Below are 17,491 nucleotides of genomic sequence, written 5' to 3'. Positions count from 1 at the left end.
GCGCACATCCGTGTAAACAGTCCGTTTCGGCCTGGGCGGACGTCCAACGGTGCGGGACAGACCGTCCCGGTCGCCGGACCGTCAGCCCTGCAGGATCCCGTCGACGAACTCCTCCGGGTCGAACGGCGCGAGGTCGTCCGGCCCCTCGCCCAGACCCACGAGCTTCACGGGCACGCCGAGCTCACGCTGGACGGCCACGACGATGCCGCCCTTGGCGGTGCCGTCGAGCTTCGTCAGGACGATGCCCGTCACGCCCGCGACCTCGCCGAACACACGCGCCTGGTTGAGGCCGTTCTGCCCGGTCGTCGCGTCCAGCACCAGCAGCACCTCGGCGAGCGGCGCCTCCCGCGTCAGGACGCGCGTGATCTTGCCGAGCTCGTCCATCAGGCCGGCCTTGTTCTGCAGACGTCCGGCGGTGTCGACGAGGACGACGTCCACGCCCTCGGCGCGGCCCTGCCGAGCCGCGTCGAACGCCACCGCCGCCGGGTCGGCGCCGTCCCGGTCCGACCGGACCGTGTGCACGCCGACGCGCGACCCCCACGTCTGGAGCTGGTCGGCGGCCGCGGCGCGGAACGTGTCGGCCGCGCCGAGCAGCACCGTGCGGTCCTCGGCGACGAGGACGCGGGCGAGCTTGCCGACCGTCGTCGTCTTGCCGGTGCCGTTCACGCCGACGACGAGCACCACCGCGGGCACGTGCGACCCGTCGGCCGCCGTCGACGGCGTGGTGCTCAGGGTCCGGTCGAGGGACGGGTCGACGAGCGCGAGCAGCTGCTCGCGCAGCAGGGCACGGACCTGGGCGGGCTCGCGCAGGCCCTCGACGCGGACCCGGGTGCGCAGCGCCTCGATGAGGTCCGACGTCGGGCCGGCACCGACGTCGGCCAGCAGCAGCGTCTCCTCGAGCTCGTCCCAGTCGTCCTCGGTGAGGTGGTCGCGGGACAGCACGGCGAGCAGGCGCGCACCCAGCGGGGAGCCCGAGCGGGCGAGCCGGCCCCGGAGACGGGCGAGCCGCCCCGCGACGGGCGCCGGGACCTCGAGCTCGGGCTCGACGGCGGCCTCCGCCGCCGGCACCTCGCCGGTCGGCACCTCGACGGGTGGAACCGGCGGTGCCACCTCGACCGGCGCAGCCTCCGCGGCAGGCGCCTCGGCGACACCCGGGGCCGGCCGGTCGAGGACGGCGGTCGACGTGGCCGCTCCCTGCGCCTCGGTCGGATCGGACGGCCGGGTCGGTCCCTCCGGGCCGATGCCCGACCCGGAACGGCGTCGGACCACCGCGGTGACGACGGTGACAGCGAGGGCGATCGGCACGCCGGCCGCGAGCAGCCAGGTCAGGGTGTCGGGGTTCACCGGGACAGTCTGTCGTCCGTCCGGTCGCCCGCGCGAGCCGGTCCGTCGTCCGGCGCGTCGACGCGGCGGCGCCCGAGGTCGTCGGGCCCCTCGGCCGGGTGGGCTCGGCCGGGGTGAACTCGGCGGACTCGGCCGGGTGGCCTCAGCCGCGGCGCGTCAGCGGAAGCACGCGGGCGGCGCGCTCGCGCGCGCGGTGCAGCGTGGCACCGAGCTCGTCGACGTCCAGGTAGGCGGCGCCGTGCTCGGCGTTCGCGCTCAGCAGCTCGTCGAGCGAGACGTCGACCGGTTCCGCGGACGCGGCGATCGCCGCCGCACGCTGCTCCTCGTCGGGGTGCCGGCGCGCGGCGAGCCCGGCCCGGAAGCTGCGCAGCGGGCCGCGTCCGTCGTCCGACGCACCCCCGGCCACCGCGCTGGCGACGAGCAGGACGGCGGCGGCGACGACGAGGGCGACGAGAACAGCGACGAGAACGGGCACGTCCCCAGTCTCCGTCGCCGGGCGGCCCGAGGCGCCACGGCCCACCCGTCCGCCCACCAAGCCGCACACAATCTCCACAACGGCCCGACGAGGGGTCAGACGGTGACGTCCTCCCGCATGCGCTGGCTGATCACGGTCGTCACGCCGTCACCCCGCATCGTCACGCCGTACAGCGCGTCCGCGATCTCCATCGTCCGCTTCTGGTGCGTGACGACGATGAGCTGCGAGTCCTCCTGCAGCTCGCGGAAGATCTCCAGCAGGCGACCGAGGTTGGCGTCGTCGAGCGCGGCCTCGACCTCGTCCATCACGTAGAACGGGCTGGGCCGGGCCTTGAAGATGGCGACGAGCATCGCCACCGCGGTGAGCGAGCGCTCCCCGCCCGACAGCAGCGACAGCCGCTTGACCTTCTTTCCCGCGGGTCGGGCCTCGACGTCGATGCCGGTCGTGAGCATGTCGTCGGGGTCGGTCAGCACGAGGCGTCCCTCGCCGCCCGGGAACAGCCGCGGGAACACGACGTCGAACGCCGCGGCGGTGTCGCGGTAGGCGTCGGCGAACACCTGCTCGACGCGCTCGTCGATCTCCCTGACGATCTCCAGCAGGTCGAGGCGGGACTTCTTGAGGTCCGCGAGCTGCTCGGTGAGGAACTGGTGGCGCTCCTCCAGCGCGGCGAACTCCTCGAGCGCCAGCGGGTTGACGCGGCCGAGCAGCGACAGCGCCCGTTCGGCGGCCCGGAGGCGCTTCTCCTGCTGCTCGCGCACGTAGGGCACAGCCGTGGGTGCGTCCGGGTCCACGTCGGCGCCCGGCGCGTGCACGACCGGCACGTCCTGGTGGGGACCGAACTCCTCGAGCAGCACGACGGGGTCCAGCCCGAGCTCCTCGACGGCCCGCGTCTGCAGCTGCTCGATGCGCAGACGCTGCTGGGTGCGGGCGACCTCGTCGCGGTGCGCGACGTCCGTGAGCCGGCCGAGCTCCGCGGCACGTGCGTCGGCCTCGGTGCGGGTGGCGGTCAGGAGGGCGTCCCGCTCGGCGCGCGCCTGCTCGGCGGCGTCCCGCTCGGCCGACGCCCGGCGCAGCGACTCGTCGAGCACCGTGAGCGCCTGCTGCGCGCCGTCCCGGACCGCGAGCGCGACCGCGACCTGACGGGCGCGGGCACGTTCCCGCTCGGCGGCCTTCTCGCGTGCCGCACGCTCCGCGCGAGCCGCCCGTTCGAGCGACTCGGCCCGGCCGGACAGCGCCCGGGCGCGCTCCTCGCTCGTGCGCAACGTGAGGCGTGCCTCCGTCTCGCGGCTGCGGGCACCGGTCGCGAGCTCCGCGAGCCGGTCCCGCAGCGCTCCCCCGTCGACGATCGCGGCCTCGCTCTCGGCGGGCTCCACCTCGGCGGCGGCGAGCCGTGCGGTGAGCTCGGCGAGGTCGGCCGTGTCGGACTCGAGCGTGCGGGAGGCGGCCTCGAGCGACGCCTCGACGCGCTCGGCCTCGGCACGCGCCGCACGGGCCGTGGAGCCGAGGTGCCCGAGCTGCTCGGCCACCGCGGCGAGGGCCGCGTCCGACTCGTTGAGCCGTTCGAGCGTCGCCTCGTAGGCCGCCTGCGCCTGCGTCTGCGCCTGGGTCGCCGCCGCGATCTCGAAGCGCAGCCGCTCGGCGGTGCTGGCCGCCTCCTGGGCACCCGAGCGGGCCTGGTCGAGGGCGGCCTGCAGGTGCAGCGCGCTCGGCGCGGTCGCCGAGCCGCCCGCTGCACGGTGGCGGGACAGGACGTCCCCGGTGCGGGTCGCCACGACGAGGTCGGGGCGGGCCGCGACGACCGCGCGCGCCGTCGCGAGGTCGTCCACGACGACGACGTCGACGAGCAACGTCTCGACGGTCGCCCGCACGTGCGCCGGGGCGCGCACGAGGTCCGTCGCACGGTCGGCGCCGTCCGGGACCGGCGGCCGGGGTGCGGCCGTGTCGCCGCCCGCGACGAGCAGGGTCGCCCGGCCGGCGTCCTCGGTCCGCAGGTAGCGCAGCGCGTCGACGGCGGCGTCCACCGACTCGACGGCCACGGCGTCCGCCGTGGCACCGAGCGCCGCGACGATCGCCTCCTCGTCGCGCGGGTCGACCTGCAGGAGCGCCGCGACCGAGCCGATCGTGCCCGTCAGGCCGTCCGCGGCGAGCAGCGCGCCGGCACCGTCCTTGCGGAGCAGGCTCAGCTCGAGCGTCTCCGCCCGTGACGTCAGGGCCGACTCGTCGCGGTCCGCGGCGGCCAGCTGCTCCTGCAGCGACGTGAGGTGCGCGGACGCGTCGTCGAGCGCCTCGGCCGCGGCCTCGTGCTCGGCGTCCAGGCCCTCCTCGCCCTCCTCGACACCGGCGACCTGCGACTCCAGGGCGGTGAACTGGGTGGACGCCTCCTGGCCGCGTCGCTCGGCGGCCGCCAGGGTCTCCCGGAGGCGGCCGAGCTCGGCCTGGGTGGCCTCGACACGGCTGCGGCGCGCGGCGACCTGCCCTGCGAGCCGGGCGACACCCTCCCGGCGGTCGGCCGCGCCCCGCAGTGCCGTCGCGAGCGCCTTCTCGGCCGCGCCGGCCTCCTGCTCGGCCTCCTGGCGCGCCGTCACCGCCGCCTCCAGGGCGACCCGCGCGAGCTCGACCTCGGCCGCGAGCTCGGCCTCGGCCGCCCGCACCCGCTCGGCCTGGCGGGCGAGGTCGTCGGGGTCCGACCCGCCGCCGCGCTCCGCACCCGCCGACCCGAGGAGGCGCACCCGGTCGGCGGCGAGCGAGGACGTGCCACGCAGGCGCTCGCGCAGCGACGACAGCCGGTACCAGACCTCGCTCGCCTCGCTCAGCGCGGGCGCCGCCTCCGCCGCCTGCCGTTCGAGCGTCGCCAGCAGCGCACGCTGCTCCGACAGGAGCCGCTCGACCCGCTCACGCTCCGCGAGTACGGCCGTCTCGTCGGCGATCTCCTGCTCGAGCGTGGCGGTGAGCTGCGCGAGGTCGTCGGCGAGGAGCCGGGCACGCGCGTCGCGGAGGTCCGCCTGGACGACCGCGGCCTTGCGCGCGACCTCCGCCTGCCGGCCGAGCGGGCCGAGCTGGCGGCGGATCTCACCGGTGAGGTCGGCCAGGCGCGTGAGGTTGGCCTGCATCGCCTCGAGCTTGCGGAGGGCCTTCTCCTTGCGCTTGCGGTGCTTGAGGACGCCCGCGGCCTCCTCGATGAACCCGCGACGCTCCTCCGGGGTCGCCCGCAGCACGGCGTCGAGCTGTCCCTGCCCGACGATGACGTGCATCTCGCGGCCCAGGCCCGAGTCGGACAGCAGGTCCTGGATGTCCAGCAGGCGGCAGCCCTGGCCGTTGATCGCGTACTCGGAGCCGCCGCTGCGGAACAGCGTCCGCGAGATCGTCACCTCGGAGTACTCGATCGGCAGGGCGCCGTCGGCGTTGTCGATGGTGAGCGACACCTCGGCCCGGCCGAGCGGCGGGCGGCCGGACGTGCCGGCGAAGATGACGTCCTCCATCTTGCCGCCGCGCAGCGACTTGGCGCCCTGCTCCCCCATGACCCACGCGAGCGCGTCGACGACGTTGGACTTGCCCGAGCCGTTCGGCCCGACGACGCAGGTGACACCCGGCTCGAAGTTCAGCGTCGTCGCCGAGGCGAACGACTTGAACCCCCGCAGGGTGAGGGTCTTGAGGTGCACCCACGCAGCCTAAGGCGCGGGCGGTGCGCCTCCGGGGAGGCCCACCCGGTCGGCGGTGCGGCTCAGGTCCGGTGCGCGCCCGGGTCGGGCAGGTCGAGCCGGTCGGCGAGCTGCCGGCGTGCCCGGTCACGGACCCGCCGGACCGTGGCGTCGGGCTCGGGAGCGGCGGAGGCGAGCGCCTCGAGGTCGTCGTGCTCGCCGACGACGGCCAGCGCCCGCGCCGACGCCGCGCGGACCCGCGGCACGTCGTCGTCGAGCAGGTCACGCAGCCCCTCGGCGGCCTCGCCGAGCTCGTGCTCGCGGACCAGGGCGGCGGCGTGCTCCCGGACCCGCCACTGCGGGTCGCGCAGCGCGGCGACGACCGCTGCGTGCACGCCCGGCGCGTCGTCCCAGGCGTAGCGCAGAGCCCGGGCGGCCCAGATCCGGGCCCAGTGGTCGAGCCCGCCGGGGGTCTGCGCGTCGTGGACGAGGCGGGCGGCGCCCGGACCGCCGATCAGGTCGAGCGACAGGCCGTCGTCGACCGGCCGCCCCGCCAGCAGCCCCGCGCACCAGTCGACGACCGCGGCGGTGCCGTGGGCGGCGCAGGCGTCGGCGACCCGGTCGGCGGGGCGCCCGGTCATCGGCTCAGAGGGCGGGGAACCAGAGGGCGATCTCGCGGGCGGCGGACTCCTCGCCGTCGGACCCGTGCACGAGGTTCTGGATGACCTTGAGGCCCCAGTCCCGTGCGAGGTCGCCGCGGATGGTGCCGGGGAGGGCGACGGTCGGGTCGGTCGCGCCGGCGAGCGAACGGAAGCCCTCGATCGCACGGTGGCCCTCGACGACGAGCGCGAGGACCGGGCCGGAGCGCATGAACTCGACGAGCGGCGTGAGGAACGGCTTGCCCGCGTGCTCGGCGTAGTGCTCGGCGAGCAGCGCCTCGTCGGCCTCCCGCAGCTCGGTGGCGACCAGCGTGTAGCCCTTGGCCTCGATCCGCCGCACGATCTCGCCGACCAGGCCGCGGCGGACGCCGTCGGGCTTGACGAGGACGAGGGTGCGCTGCGTGGCGGGTGCGTCAGTCATGGCGTCACCCTAACGGGCCCCGCGTGAACCCCCGGTGGCCGTCCGGCGTCGGGTCGGACGCGCGCTCAGGGGCCGACGGCGCCCGGGTGGGCGGCGTCGTACTCCGCCCGCTCGCGGTCGATGCGCCCGCCGAGCCGCAGGGCCACGACCCACAGCACGACGAACACCACGCCGACCACGTACATCATCGGGACGACCAGCCCACCGGCCAGGACGAGCACCTGCGCCACCGACCCGGCGACGTAGCCCCCGGGCCGGGACACGAACCCGGACAGGACGATCAGCAGGAGGGTGAGCCCGCCGCCGACCCACCACACGGTCGCCACGTCGGACACCCGCAGGCCGTACGCCACGAGCGTCGCGAAGAACACCAGCACCGCCTCGAGCACGAGGATCGTCTGCGTGAACTGGGGCTTCGCGGGTCGCTTGCGGCGCACGGCCGGCGGGGTCGAGCTCATCGGGCCAGGTTACCGGCGGGCCGCGGTGTCGCCGTCCGCGACGTCGTCGCCCTCGAGGGCCGCGAGCTCGGCGTCGAGGTCGTCACCTGCGGCGTCGTCCGGTGCGGCGTGCGGGCCGGGCACGTCCGTGACGTCCGCCTCGTGGGCGGGCGCCGACAGCGTGTCGACCACGACCGCTCCGTCGACCTCGGCACCGTCGACGACCGGCGCACCGGAGCCGTCGGCCGCGAGCGCCTCGCCGCGCGCCACCATGCCGGCGACGTCGGAGAGCTTGACCTCCTTGAGGAACAGCGCGAGCACGAGCCCGACGAGCACGATCGGCACGACGTACCAGAACGCCGGGGCGAGCGAGTTCGTGAACGCGTCGACCACGCCGGTCCGGAACGGCTCCGGCAGCTCCTGGACCGCCGCCGGCGTGAGGCTCGACGCGTCACCGCCGGAGCCCGCCGGCAGGTCCCGGAACACGTCGGCCAGGTTGGACGTGAGGCGCGACGTGAACATGGTGCTGAACACGGCGGTGCCGACCGCAGCGCCGATCTCGCGGAAGAAGTTGTTCGAGCTCGTCGCGGTGCCGATCTCGTGCGGGTCGACCGAGTTCTGCACGGCCAGCACGATCGTCTGCATGACGAGGCCCATGCCGGCGCCGAGCACGAAGATCATCGCGCCGAACAGCCACATCGACATGTCACCGGTGATCTGGGTGAGCCACGCGACGCCTGCCGCCGTGATGGCGAGGCCCGCGACCGGGTAGATCTTGTAGCGGCCGGTCTTCGTGATCGCGACACCCGAGCCGATCGCGGTGAGCATGACGCCGACCATCATCGGCAGCATGAGGAAGCCGGACTCGGTGACGCCCGCGCCCGTCGACATCTGCAGGAACGTCGGCAGGAAGGCCAGGGCCGAGAACATGCCCGCGCCGAGGATGAGGCCGATGAGCGTCGCGATGGTGAACGTCGGGTTCTTGAAGAGGCGCAGCGGCAGGATCGGCTCGCTCGCGCGCAGCTCGACCAGGATGAACGCCGCGATCGACACGAGCGTGCCTGCGACGAGCGCGATCAGGCCGGCATCGCTCCAGTCGTAGACCTTGTTCCCGGTCCAGCTGGTCCAGCTCGTCGCCAGCACGAGCCCGGACGTGGCGACGACGAGGAAGAACACGCCCGCGACGTCGATCTTCTTCTCCGAGCGGTGGCTCGGGAGCTTGAGCGTGAACCACGCGACGACGAACGCCGCGATGCCGATCGGGATGTTCAGCCAGAAGCACCAGCGCCAGTCGGCGTGCTGCGTGAACAGGCCGCCGAGCAGCGGGCCGATGACGGCCGCGATGCCGAACAGCGCACCCATCGGACCCATGTACTTGCCGCGGTCCTTGGCGGGGACGATGTCGGCGATGATCGCCTGCGACAGGATCATCAGGCCGCCGCCGCCGAGGCCCTGGATGCCGCGGCCGGCGACGAGCCAGCCGAACGACGGCGCGAAGCCCGCGACCGCGGACCCGGCGATGAACAGCGCGACGGCGACGAGGAACGGCCAGCGCCGCCCCCACAGGTCGCCGAACTTGCCGTACAGGGGCATGACGATCGCGATCGCCAGGATGTAGGCGGTGACGACCCAGCCCTGGTGCTCGACGCCGTTGAGCTCGCCGACGATGGTCGGCATCGCGGTGCCGACGATCGACTGGTCGAGCGAGGACAGGAACATGCTCGCCATGAGCGCACCGAAGATGAGCCAGACGGTGCGGGGCGTGAGGACGATGAGCGGCTTGTCGGGCGCGCTCGTGTCGAGTGTGGCGGTGGCCATGCGGATTCCTTGCGTGGTGGGGGCGGTGCGGTGGGGGATGTCGAGGGCGTGCGGGAGGTCAGTCGGTGAGCAGGCTGCGCAGCTCGCGCACGACGGACGCGACGTGGTCGGGCGCCCGGCCCTGACCGCCGGCGGCGTCCCAGCGCATGAAGGTCGCGTGCGTGAGGAACATCGCGAACGCCGCGACGACGTCCGGCGGGTGGCCGGGCTCGTCGCCGAGCCGGCGCTCGACGAGCTCGACGAGCTGGCCCTTGTGCTGCTCCATCCACGCGAGGTGCTTGGCGAGCAGCCGCGGCTCACGGCTGGCGAGCTCGAGGGCGCGGGCCAGGCTCTGCCGGCCCATCGGCGGGTCGTCGAGCACGGCGGCGACGAGGTGCTCGAGGTCGGCGAGCAGGTGCCCGGTGGGGCCGCCGGCCGCGAACTCGTCCGCGGCCTCGGTGCGCAGCGGCCACGGCGTGTGGCCGAGCACGGCGTCGTCCTTCGAGTCGAAGTAGTTGAAGAACGTCCGGACGGAGACGCCTGCGGCCTCGCAGATGGCCTCGACGGTCACGGCGTCCAGCCCGTCCCGCTCGACGAGCCGGTGCGTGGCCTCGATGAGGGCCTCACGGCGTGCGCGCTTCTTGCGTTCCCGCAGGCCGAGGGCGCCGGCGAGCTCGGCGAGCGTCGGTCGCTCGTCCTGCTCGGGGGCGTCCACGGACACGTCGGCTTGCTGCACGAGGTGCAACATTACACCCAATGCAACTTTGCAGATCGTGCAAATTGCCCAACGCGACCAAGATCACCCCGGCGTGGCCGTCAGCCCAGCCGGCGCTTGAACCCGACGTGCGACGCGACGAAACCGAGACGCTCGTAGAACGCGTGAGCCCGGTCGCGCGTACGGTCCGAGGTGAGCTGCACGAGCGTCGCCCCCTGCCGCTCCCCCTCCTCGCACGCCCACCGGACCAGCGCCTCACCGATCCCCCTGCTCCGGTGCTCCTCGTCGACCCGCACCGCCTCGACCTGCAGGCGCGTCGCACCCGCGCGCGCCAGACCGGGGATCCACGTCAGCTGCATCGTCGCGACGACCGGGGCGTCCGGCAGGTCCGCGACGACGAGGAGCTGGGCCGGGTCGGCGTCGATGCGGTCGAACGCGCGCAGGTAGGCCGACGCGTCCACGACGTCCTCGTAGTCCCCTCGCGCCCGGGCGACGGGATCCCGCTCCAGGAGAGCGACGACCGCGGGTACGTCGGCGGCCGCCGCGCGGCGCACGGTGAGGTCGACGCCGCGGGCCGACAGGATGGTGAGCGTCACGCCCGGCATCATCTCCCACCGGCGACGTGCCTCGACCCGTCAGACCTCGCCGAACCCCTCGTCCACCGCCGCGACCAGGGCGTCGCGGGCCTCCGCGGCCTGCGGGCCCTCCGCCTCGATCCGGAGCTCGGCACCCTCGGTCGCGCCCAGCTTCATGAGCTCGAGGACGCTCGCCGCGTTCGCGCCGTTGACCCGGACCTTCGCGTCGAACCCCGCGAGCATGCGCGCGACGATCGCCGCCGGCCGCGCGTGCAGGCCCAGCGGGTTGCGCAGGACGACCGCCCCGCGCACGACACCGTCGTCCACCGCACCCTCGAACGCGCTCGCCGCCGGCGGCGCGTCCCCGCCGAACATCGTGCCGGCGTGCTCCGCCGCGGCCAGCACGCGCTCCAGGTCGGCCCCGCCGTGGGCCGTCACCGCGGCCGCCACGGCGCCCTCCACGAACGGTGCGTCGGCGACCCGGACCCGGGCGGCCACGTCCGGGTCGGCGAGGTCGAGCACCGACTCCGCCGTCAGCACCGCGGAGCCCAGGTCGGCCAGCACCACCGCGGACCGGCCGTCGGCGACGGCCTGCGTGACGGCGGCCTCGACGGCGTCGAAGCTCGTGCCCAGACCGCCGTCCTCGGTGCCGCCCGCGGCCAGCAGCAGCACGCCGGGCGCCATCTGCCCGGCGAGCTCGACCGCACCCTCGGCGAGCGTGCGGGAGTGCGACACGAGCACCAGGGCGACGGGGGCGGGCTCGCGCTCGCTCACGCGGCCGCCTGCGCCGCGGCCTGCAGGATGAGCTCCGTGGAACGCGCACCCGGGTCGAGGTGCCCGGCCGACCGCTCCCCCAGGTAGCTCGCCCGGCCCTTCGTCGCGACGAGCGGGATCGTGGCCTGCGCGCCGTCGGCCGCCGCCTGCGCGGCCGCCTCGAGGGCCTGCGCGGGCGACGCCCCGGCGTCGGACGCCGCCGCGGCGGCCTCGGAGGCCGGGGTCCACGCGTCGACCATCGTCTTCTCGCCGGTCCGGGCCTTGCCGCGCACGACGATGCCCTCGAGGGCCGCCTCGAGGAGCGCGACGACACCCTTCGTGTCGAGCTCGGGGACGGCCGTCGCCTTGGCCGCGCGCAGGAACGCCGTGCCGTACAGCGGGCCGGCCGCTCCCCCGACGGTGGACATCAGGGTCGTCGCGACGAGCTTGAGGACGTCGCCGATCTCGGCCGGCGTCTCCTCGAGCGCGTCGAGCTTCGCCACGACCGCGGTGAACCCGCGGTTGAGGTTCTCGCCGTGGTCGCCGTCGCCGATCTGCCGGTCGAGCTCCACGAGCTCGTCCCGGTGCTCGGCGACCGCCTGGGCGGACCGTCGGACCCAGTCCACCGCCCACGCCACGTCCAGCGTCATGCCCACGCTCCCTCGCCCGTCGTCGACCAGCCCGGCCGGCCTGCCGTCGTCACCAGCGCAGGGCGGTCGTATGGACAGGCGCGTCCCACAGGGCCGTCAGCTCGTCGTCCAGCCGCAGCACGGTGACCGACGCGCCCTGCATCTCCAGTGATGTCACGTAGTTGCCGACCAGCGAGCGGGTGACCTCCACCCCGCGCTCGGAGAGCAACGCGCGTGCCCGACGATAGACGACGTACAGCTCGGACGCGGGCGTGCCTCCCATGCCGTTGACGAAGAGCAGCACCTTCTCGCCGCCCTGCAGACCCAGGTCGTCGGCGACCGGCGTGAGCAGCGCCTCGGTGATCTCGTCGGCGCTCGCCAGCGGGATGCGGTGCCGACCGGGCTCGCCGTGGATGCCGATGCCGATCTCGATCTCGTCCTCGGGCAGGTCGAAGCTCGGCCTGCCCGCGTGCGGGACCGTGCACGCGGTGAGCGCGACGCCCATCGACCGCACGTTCGCGATGACCTTCTCGGCGACCGCGACCACCGCGTCGAGGTCGTCGCCGCGCTCGGCCGCGGCACCGGCGATCTTCTCGACGGCGACCGTGCCGGCCACGCCGCGACGGCCCGCGGTGTACAGCGAGTCCTCGACGGCCACGTCGTCGTTGACGACGACCGACCGGACCGTGACGCCCTCGGCGTCGGCGAGCTCGGCGGCCGTCTCGAAGTTGAGCACGTCGCCCGTGTAGTTCTTCACGATCGCCAGGACGCCCTTGCCGCCGTCGGCGGCCTGCAGCGCCGGCGCGATCTGGTCGGGCGTCGGGGAGGTGAACACCGCCCCGGGGACGGCCGCGTCGAGCATGCCGACGCCCACGAAACCGGCGTGCAGCGGCTCGTGCCCGCTCCCGCCGCCGCTGACGAGCCCGACCTTGCCGGCCGTCGTGCCGCCCGCACGCGTGACGAACGGCGGGTCCGTGTGGACCGCGACGAGGTCGGCGTGCGCCGCCGCGAAGCCCTCCAGGGACTCGGCGACGACGTGCTGCGGGTCGTTGATGAGCTTCTTCACGCTGGTTCCCTTTCTCCGGGCTCCCCTGCGAAGCCGTCGGGACGACGACGTCCCCGACGTACCTCACCCTCACGGGGGGTCACAGGGTCGTCAAGGGGAGGACGTGCGTGGCGGCTGCACGTTCGTGCAGCCGCCACCGATGCCCGTCAGGGACGGCCCAGCAGGATCCTCGCCTCCGCGACCAGCACGATCGAGCCCGTCACGAGCACCGCGGCGCCACGCTCGACGTCTGCCTCCGCACGGGCGGCCGCGAGGTCGACGGCCTCGTCGAGCCGCTCGACCACGTGGACGCGGTCCTCGCCGAACACGTCGCGCGCGACCTCCGCCAGGTCCTCGGGGTCGAGCGCCCTGGACGTCGACGCGCGAGTCACGACGATCTCGTCGAGCACCGGCTCCAGGACCGACAGGATGCCCTCGGGGTCCTTGTCCGCCATCACACCGACCACTCCGACGATGCGCTGGAAGTGGAACGCCTCCTCGACGGCCTCGACGAGCGCCTCGACGCCGGCCGGGTTGTGCGCGCCGTCGACGATGATCGTCGGGCTCGACCGCACGATCTCGAGGCGGCCGGGCGAGCTGGCGTCGCCGAACGCGGCCTCGACCACCGACCCGTCCAGCGCCGCTCCGCCGGTGAGGAACGCCTCCACGGCGACGAGCGCGAGCAGGGCGTTGTGCGCCTGGAACGCGCCGTGCAACGGCAGGAAGACGTCGGCGTACACGCCGCCCATGCCGCGCAGCGTGAGCAGCTGGCCACCCACCGCGACGGTCCGTTCGAGGACCGCGACGTCCACGCCCTCGCGCACCACCCGCGCGCCCCGCTCGGCGGCGGCCGTGAGCAGCACGCCCTCGACGTCCTCCTGCTGGGTCGCGAGCACGAGGGTCGCGCCGTCCTTGACGATGCCGGCCTTCTCGGACGCGATCTCGACGAGCGTGTCGCCGAGGTAGCGCTCGTGGTCCATGGCGATCGGGGTGACGACCGCGACCTCGCCGTCGACGACGTTCGTCGAGTCCCATCGGCCGCCGAGCCCGACCTCGATGACGGCGACCTCGACGGGTGCGTCGGCGAAGGCCGCGAACGCCATGACGGTGAACACCTCGAAGAACGACAGCCGGGGCTCGCCACGCTCGGCCGACTGCGTGTCGACCAGGTGCACGTACGGCGCGACGTCCTGCCACACCTCGACGAAGCGCTCGTCGCTGATGGGCTCGCCGTCGATCGCGATGCGCTCGTTGACGCGGGTGAGGTGCGGCGACGTGAACCGGCCGGTGCGCAGCCCGTGCTCGCGCAGCAGCCGCTCCACCATCCGGCTCGTGGACGTCTTTCCGTTCGTGCCGGTCAGGTGGATGGTCCGGTACGCCTTCTGCGGGTCGCCGAGCAGCTCGCAGACGGCCCGCACGCGGTCGAGCGTCGGGTCGATGTCGTGCTCGGGCGCACGCGCCAGGATCGCCTGGTAGACCTCGTCGGCCGCCGTCCGTGCCTCGCGCGCCTGCTGGGCGTGCAGGTGGTCGGCGCCTCCGCCGTGGTTGCTCATGCCTCGTACCCGCCTGCCTCGACGGCCGCCACGCCGACCTGCAGCGTGGCGGCGGTCGCTACCTCGATGGAGACCGCGAGCGTCTCGCGGCCGATGAAGTCCCGGTGCGTCTCGACGGCGGCGACGTGCTCGCCGGGGACGTCGAGGGTCAGCACGATGCGGTCGCCGACCTGCAGGCCGGCGGCCTTGCGCGCGTCCTGGACGGCACGGACGACGTCGCGGGCGTAGCCCTCGGCGCGCAGGTCGTCGTCGAGCGCCAGGTCGAGGACCACGAACCCGCCGCCGGCGAGCACCGCGGCCGCTGCCGTGGGCTCGGCGCCCTCGCCGGCGGACGCCACGACGGTCGTCAGCTCGTACTCGGCCAGCTCGAGCGGGACGTCGGTGCCGTCCTCGATGGTGACGACGACGCCGCCCTGCGCATCCGTGCGCCATGTGCCGGCCTTCGCACCCTTGATGACTGCCTGCACCCCACGGCCCAGGCGGGGGCCCGCCGCACGGGCGTTCACCGCGAGCCGCTGCGTGATGCCGAACCGCTCGGCGGCACCCGCGTCGGCGGGCACGAGGTCGACGGCCTTCACGTTGAGCTCGCCGAGGAGCAGCGCGACGTACGGGTCGAGGGCCGACGGGTCGTCGACCGCGACCGTGAGGGTGCGCAGCGGCTGCCGGACGCGGACGCCCGCGGCCTTGCGCAGCCCCAGGGCGGTGGACACGACGGCCCGGACCTCGTCCATCGCGGCGACGAGCGCGTCGTCGTGCACGAGGCCGTCAGGCGTCGGCCAGTCCTCCAGGTGCACGCTGCGCCCGCCGGTCAGGCCGCGCCAGACCTCCTCGGTGACCAGCGGCGCGAGGGGCGCCATGACGCGCGTGAGCACCTCGAGGCTCGTCCAGAGCGTGTCGAACGCGTCCGCGTCCTCCGCCCAGAACCGGTCCCGCTGCGTGCGGACGTACCAGTTGGTCAGCACGTCGAGGTGCTCGCGGACCGCCTCGCACGCCGCCGCGATGTCGTACGCGTCGAGATGCGTGGTGACCTGGGCGACGAGGTCGCGGGTGCGGGCGAGCACGTAGCGGTCCATCGGCGGGAGCTGCTCGGCGCGCGCGGCGTCGACGGGCTTCGCCTGGTAGCCCGCTCCCCCGCCCGCGGCACCCGCGTACAGCGTGAAGAAGTAGTACGTGCTCCACAGCGGCAGCAGCACCTGGCGGACGCCGTCGCGGATCCCCTCCTCGGTGACCACGAGGTTGCCGCCGCGCAGGATCGACGACGACATGAGCGACCAGCGCACCGCGTCCGAGCCGTACACGTCCCACATCTGCGCCGGGTCCGGGAAGTTGCGCAGCGACTTGCTGGCCTTGCGGCCGTCGTCGCCCAGCACGATCCCGTGGCACAGCACGTTGCGGAACGCCGGCCGGTCGAACAGCGCCGTGGCCAGCACGTGCAGCGTGTAGAACCAGCCGCGGGTCTGCCCGATGTACTCGACGATGAAGTCGCCCGGGTAGTGGTGCTCGAACCAGTCCGCGTTCTCGAACGGGTAGTGCACCTGCGCGAACGGCATCGACCCGGAGTCGAACCACACGTCGAACACGTCCGCGATGCGGCGCATGGTGCTCTGCCCGGACGGGTCGTCCGGGTTCGGGCGCGTGAGGTCGTCGATGAACGGGCGGTGCAGGTCAGGCTCGCCCGCCTCGTTCGTCGGGAGGCGCCCGAAGTCCGCCTCGAGCTCGGCCAGCGAGCCGTACACGTCGACGCGCGGGAAGCGCGGGTCGTCCGACACCCACACCGGGATCGGCGTGCCCCAGTACCGGTTGCGGCTGATCGACCAGTCGCGCGCGTTGGACAGCCACTTGCCGAACTGGCCGTCCTTGATGTGCTCCGGGGTCCAGGTGATCTCCTGGTTGAGCTCGACCATGCGGTCGCGGAACTCCGTGACGCGCACGAACCAGGACGACACCGCCTTGTAGATCAGCGGGTTCCGGCAGCGCCAGCAGTGCGGGTAGGAGTGCTCGTACGTCTCGTGGCGGACGAGCACGGCGCGGTCCTGCGCGCTGACGCGCGCGAGCGGGCCCGTGCCGTTCTTCAGGTCCGCGATGATCGGCTTGTTCGCCTCGAACACCTGCTGGCCGGCGTAGTCGTCGACCTCGGTGGTGAACCGGCCGCGGGAGTCCACGGGCACGACCGGGGCGATGCCGACGGCCTCGCACGCGACCATGTCGTCCTCGCCGAACGCGGGGGCCATGTGCACGATGCCCGAGCCGTCCTCGGTCGTGACGAAGTCGCCGACGATCACCTGGTGCGCGTTCTCGCGCCCGGCGAAGTAGTCGAACGCGGGCGTGTAGCGGCGACCCGCGAGGTCGGCGCCGAGGACGGTCTCGACGACCGTGGCCTCGCCGAGCTCGCGGGCGTACGCGGCGAGCCGTGCGTGGGCGAGCACGACGCGCTCGCCGGGGTTGGCCTGGGCGAACGGCGAGTCGGGCGCGGGCTCGACGACGACGTACTCGACGTCCGGACCCACCGCGATCGCAAGGTTGCTGGGGAGCGTCCAGGGCGTGGTGGTCCAGATGAGGGCGAGCTCGCCGGTCTCCAGGCGCAGGCCGACGGTGAGCGCCGGGTCCTGCCGGGAGGCGTAGACGTCGTCGTCCATGCGCAGCTCGTGGTTCGACAGCGGGGTCTCGTCGACCCAGCAGTACGGCAGCACCCGGTAGCCCTCGTAGGCCAGGCCCCTGTCGTACAGCTGCTTGAACGCCCACAGCGCCGACTCCATGAACGTGGTGTCGAGCGTCTTGTAGTCGTGGTCGAAGTCCACCCAGCGCGCCTGCCGCGTCACGTACTCGCGCCACTCGCCGGTGTACTTGAGCACCGACGCGCGGCACGCGTCGTTGAACCTCGCGATGCCGAGGTCCTCGATCTGCGCCTTCTCGGTGATGCCGAGCACGCGCTGCGCCTCGAGCTCGGCCGGAAGGCCGTGGGTGTCCCAGCCGAACCGCCGCTCGACCCGGTGCCCGCGCATCGTCTGGTAGCGGGGCACGACGTCCTTCGCGTACCCGGTGAGCAGGTGCCCGTAGTGCGGCAGGCCGTTCGCGAAGGGCGGGCCGTCGTAGAAGACGTACTCGTTGCTGCCGTGCTCGCCCGCGGCGCGCTGGTCGATCGAGGCCTGGAACGTACCGTCCAGCTCCCAGAACTTCAGGACGTCGCGCTCGAGGTTCGGCAGGTCCGGCGACGCCGGGACGGGCGAGTCGGGGTTGTGCAGCGGGTACTTGGCGGCGGGAGTCACCGAGGGTCTCCTGGTCGATGTCGCTCACGGCCGCGAGGACGATCGCCCCCCGGTCAGGGGACCACCGCGGTACCACCTCGCTTGCCGGCTCCCCCGGATGCTCGATCCCGGGTCGTCGACCACTCTTCGACGGCTGTGACGGGCCTGCCCCGTCCGGTTCTACTGAGGCCGCGAGCGCGGCCCG

14 protein-coding genes are annotated in these 17,491 nt (G+C 74.0%); all 14 read right to left on the bottom strand.

The features are described 5' to 3' along the window. Positions 1 to 81: 81 nt before the first annotated feature. Positions 82 to 1,344, bottom strand: a complete 1,263-nt coding sequence (gene ftsY / locus Cch01nite_RS12790; protein ID WP_203754909.1) for a signal recognition particle-docking protein FtsY — start codon at positions 1,342 to 1,344, stop codon at positions 82 to 84. 142 nt (positions 1,345 to 1,486) lie between these two features. Next, positions 1,487 to 1,819, bottom strand: a complete 333-nt coding sequence (locus Cch01nite_RS12785) for a hypothetical protein (protein ID WP_203754907.1) — start codon at positions 1,817 to 1,819, stop codon at positions 1,487 to 1,489. A gap of 95 nt (positions 1,820 to 1,914) precedes the next feature. Continuing rightward, the gene (gene smc / locus Cch01nite_RS12780; RefSeq protein WP_203754904.1) at positions 1,915 to 5,478 is read right to left on the bottom strand and encodes a chromosome segregation protein SMC; all 3,564 of its coding nucleotides are present in this window, start codon (positions 5,476 to 5,478) and stop codon (positions 1,915 to 1,917) included. Between the two features lie 62 nt (positions 5,479 to 5,540). Continuing rightward, positions 5,541 to 6,098, bottom strand: a complete 558-nt coding sequence (locus tag Cch01nite_RS12775; RefSeq protein WP_203754884.1) for a HEAT repeat domain-containing protein — start codon at positions 6,096 to 6,098, stop codon at positions 5,541 to 5,543. A gap of 4 nt (positions 6,099 to 6,102) precedes the next feature. Further along, entirely contained in the window at positions 6,103 to 6,537 is a 435-nt protein-coding gene (gene ndk, locus Cch01nite_RS12770; RefSeq protein ID WP_203754881.1) for a nucleoside-diphosphate kinase, read from the bottom strand. Between the two features lie 65 nt (positions 6,538 to 6,602). Further along, positions 6,603 to 6,995 (bottom strand): DUF4233 domain-containing protein, encoded by a 393-nt coding sequence (locus Cch01nite_RS12765; protein WP_203754878.1) that lies wholly within the window; start codon positions 6,993 to 6,995, stop codon positions 6,603 to 6,605. A 9-nt stretch (positions 6,996 to 7,004) separates the two neighbouring features. After that, positions 7,005 to 8,792, bottom strand: a complete 1,788-nt coding sequence (locus Cch01nite_RS12760) for an MDR family MFS transporter (protein ID WP_203754875.1) — start codon at positions 8,790 to 8,792, stop codon at positions 7,005 to 7,007. Between the two features lie 58 nt (positions 8,793 to 8,850). Then, positions 8,851 to 9,507, bottom strand: a complete 657-nt coding sequence (locus tag Cch01nite_RS12755; RefSeq protein WP_239070433.1) for a TetR/AcrR family transcriptional regulator — start codon at positions 9,505 to 9,507, stop codon at positions 8,851 to 8,853. An 80-nt stretch (positions 9,508 to 9,587) separates the two neighbouring features. Further along, entirely contained in the window at positions 9,588 to 10,082 is a 495-nt protein-coding gene (locus Cch01nite_RS12750) for a GNAT family N-acetyltransferase (protein ID WP_373309932.1), read from the bottom strand. Positions 10,083 to 10,121: 39 nt separating this feature from the next. Beyond that, positions 10,122 to 10,835 (bottom strand): dihydroxyacetone kinase phosphoryl donor subunit DhaM, encoded by a 714-nt coding sequence (gene dhaM, locus Cch01nite_RS12745; RefSeq protein ID WP_203754853.1) that lies wholly within the window; start codon positions 10,833 to 10,835, stop codon positions 10,122 to 10,124. Further along, a complete protein-coding gene (gene dhaL, locus Cch01nite_RS12740) occupies positions 10,832 to 11,464 on the bottom strand; it encodes a dihydroxyacetone kinase subunit DhaL (RefSeq protein WP_203754850.1) in 633 nt (210 codons plus the stop codon). The genes dhaM and dhaL overlap by 4 nt, the downstream gene beginning before the upstream one ends. A gap of 49 nt (positions 11,465 to 11,513) precedes the next feature. Continuing rightward, a complete protein-coding gene (gene dhaK, locus Cch01nite_RS12735) occupies positions 11,514 to 12,509 on the bottom strand; it encodes a dihydroxyacetone kinase subunit DhaK (RefSeq protein ID WP_203754847.1) in 996 nt (331 codons plus the stop codon). Positions 12,510 to 12,655: 146 nt separating this feature from the next. Beyond that, a complete protein-coding gene (locus Cch01nite_RS12730; protein WP_203754845.1) occupies positions 12,656 to 14,041 on the bottom strand; it encodes a bifunctional folylpolyglutamate synthase/dihydrofolate synthase in 1,386 nt (461 codons plus the stop codon). After that, a complete protein-coding gene (gene ileS / locus Cch01nite_RS12725; protein WP_203754843.1) occupies positions 14,038 to 17,307 on the bottom strand; it encodes an isoleucine--tRNA ligase in 3,270 nt (1,089 codons plus the stop codon). The genes Cch01nite_RS12730 and ileS overlap by 4 nt, the downstream gene beginning before the upstream one ends. Positions 17,308 to 17,491: the final 184 nt, after the last annotated feature.

Source organism: Cellulomonas chitinilytica, assembly GCF_016862675.1.
Taxonomy (GTDB): domain Bacteria; phylum Actinomycetota; class Actinomycetes; order Actinomycetales; family Cellulomonadaceae; genus Cellulomonas; species Cellulomonas chitinilytica.
Note: the sequence above shows the minus strand (reverse complement) of the source record. Positions and strands in the feature narration are given on the sequence as shown.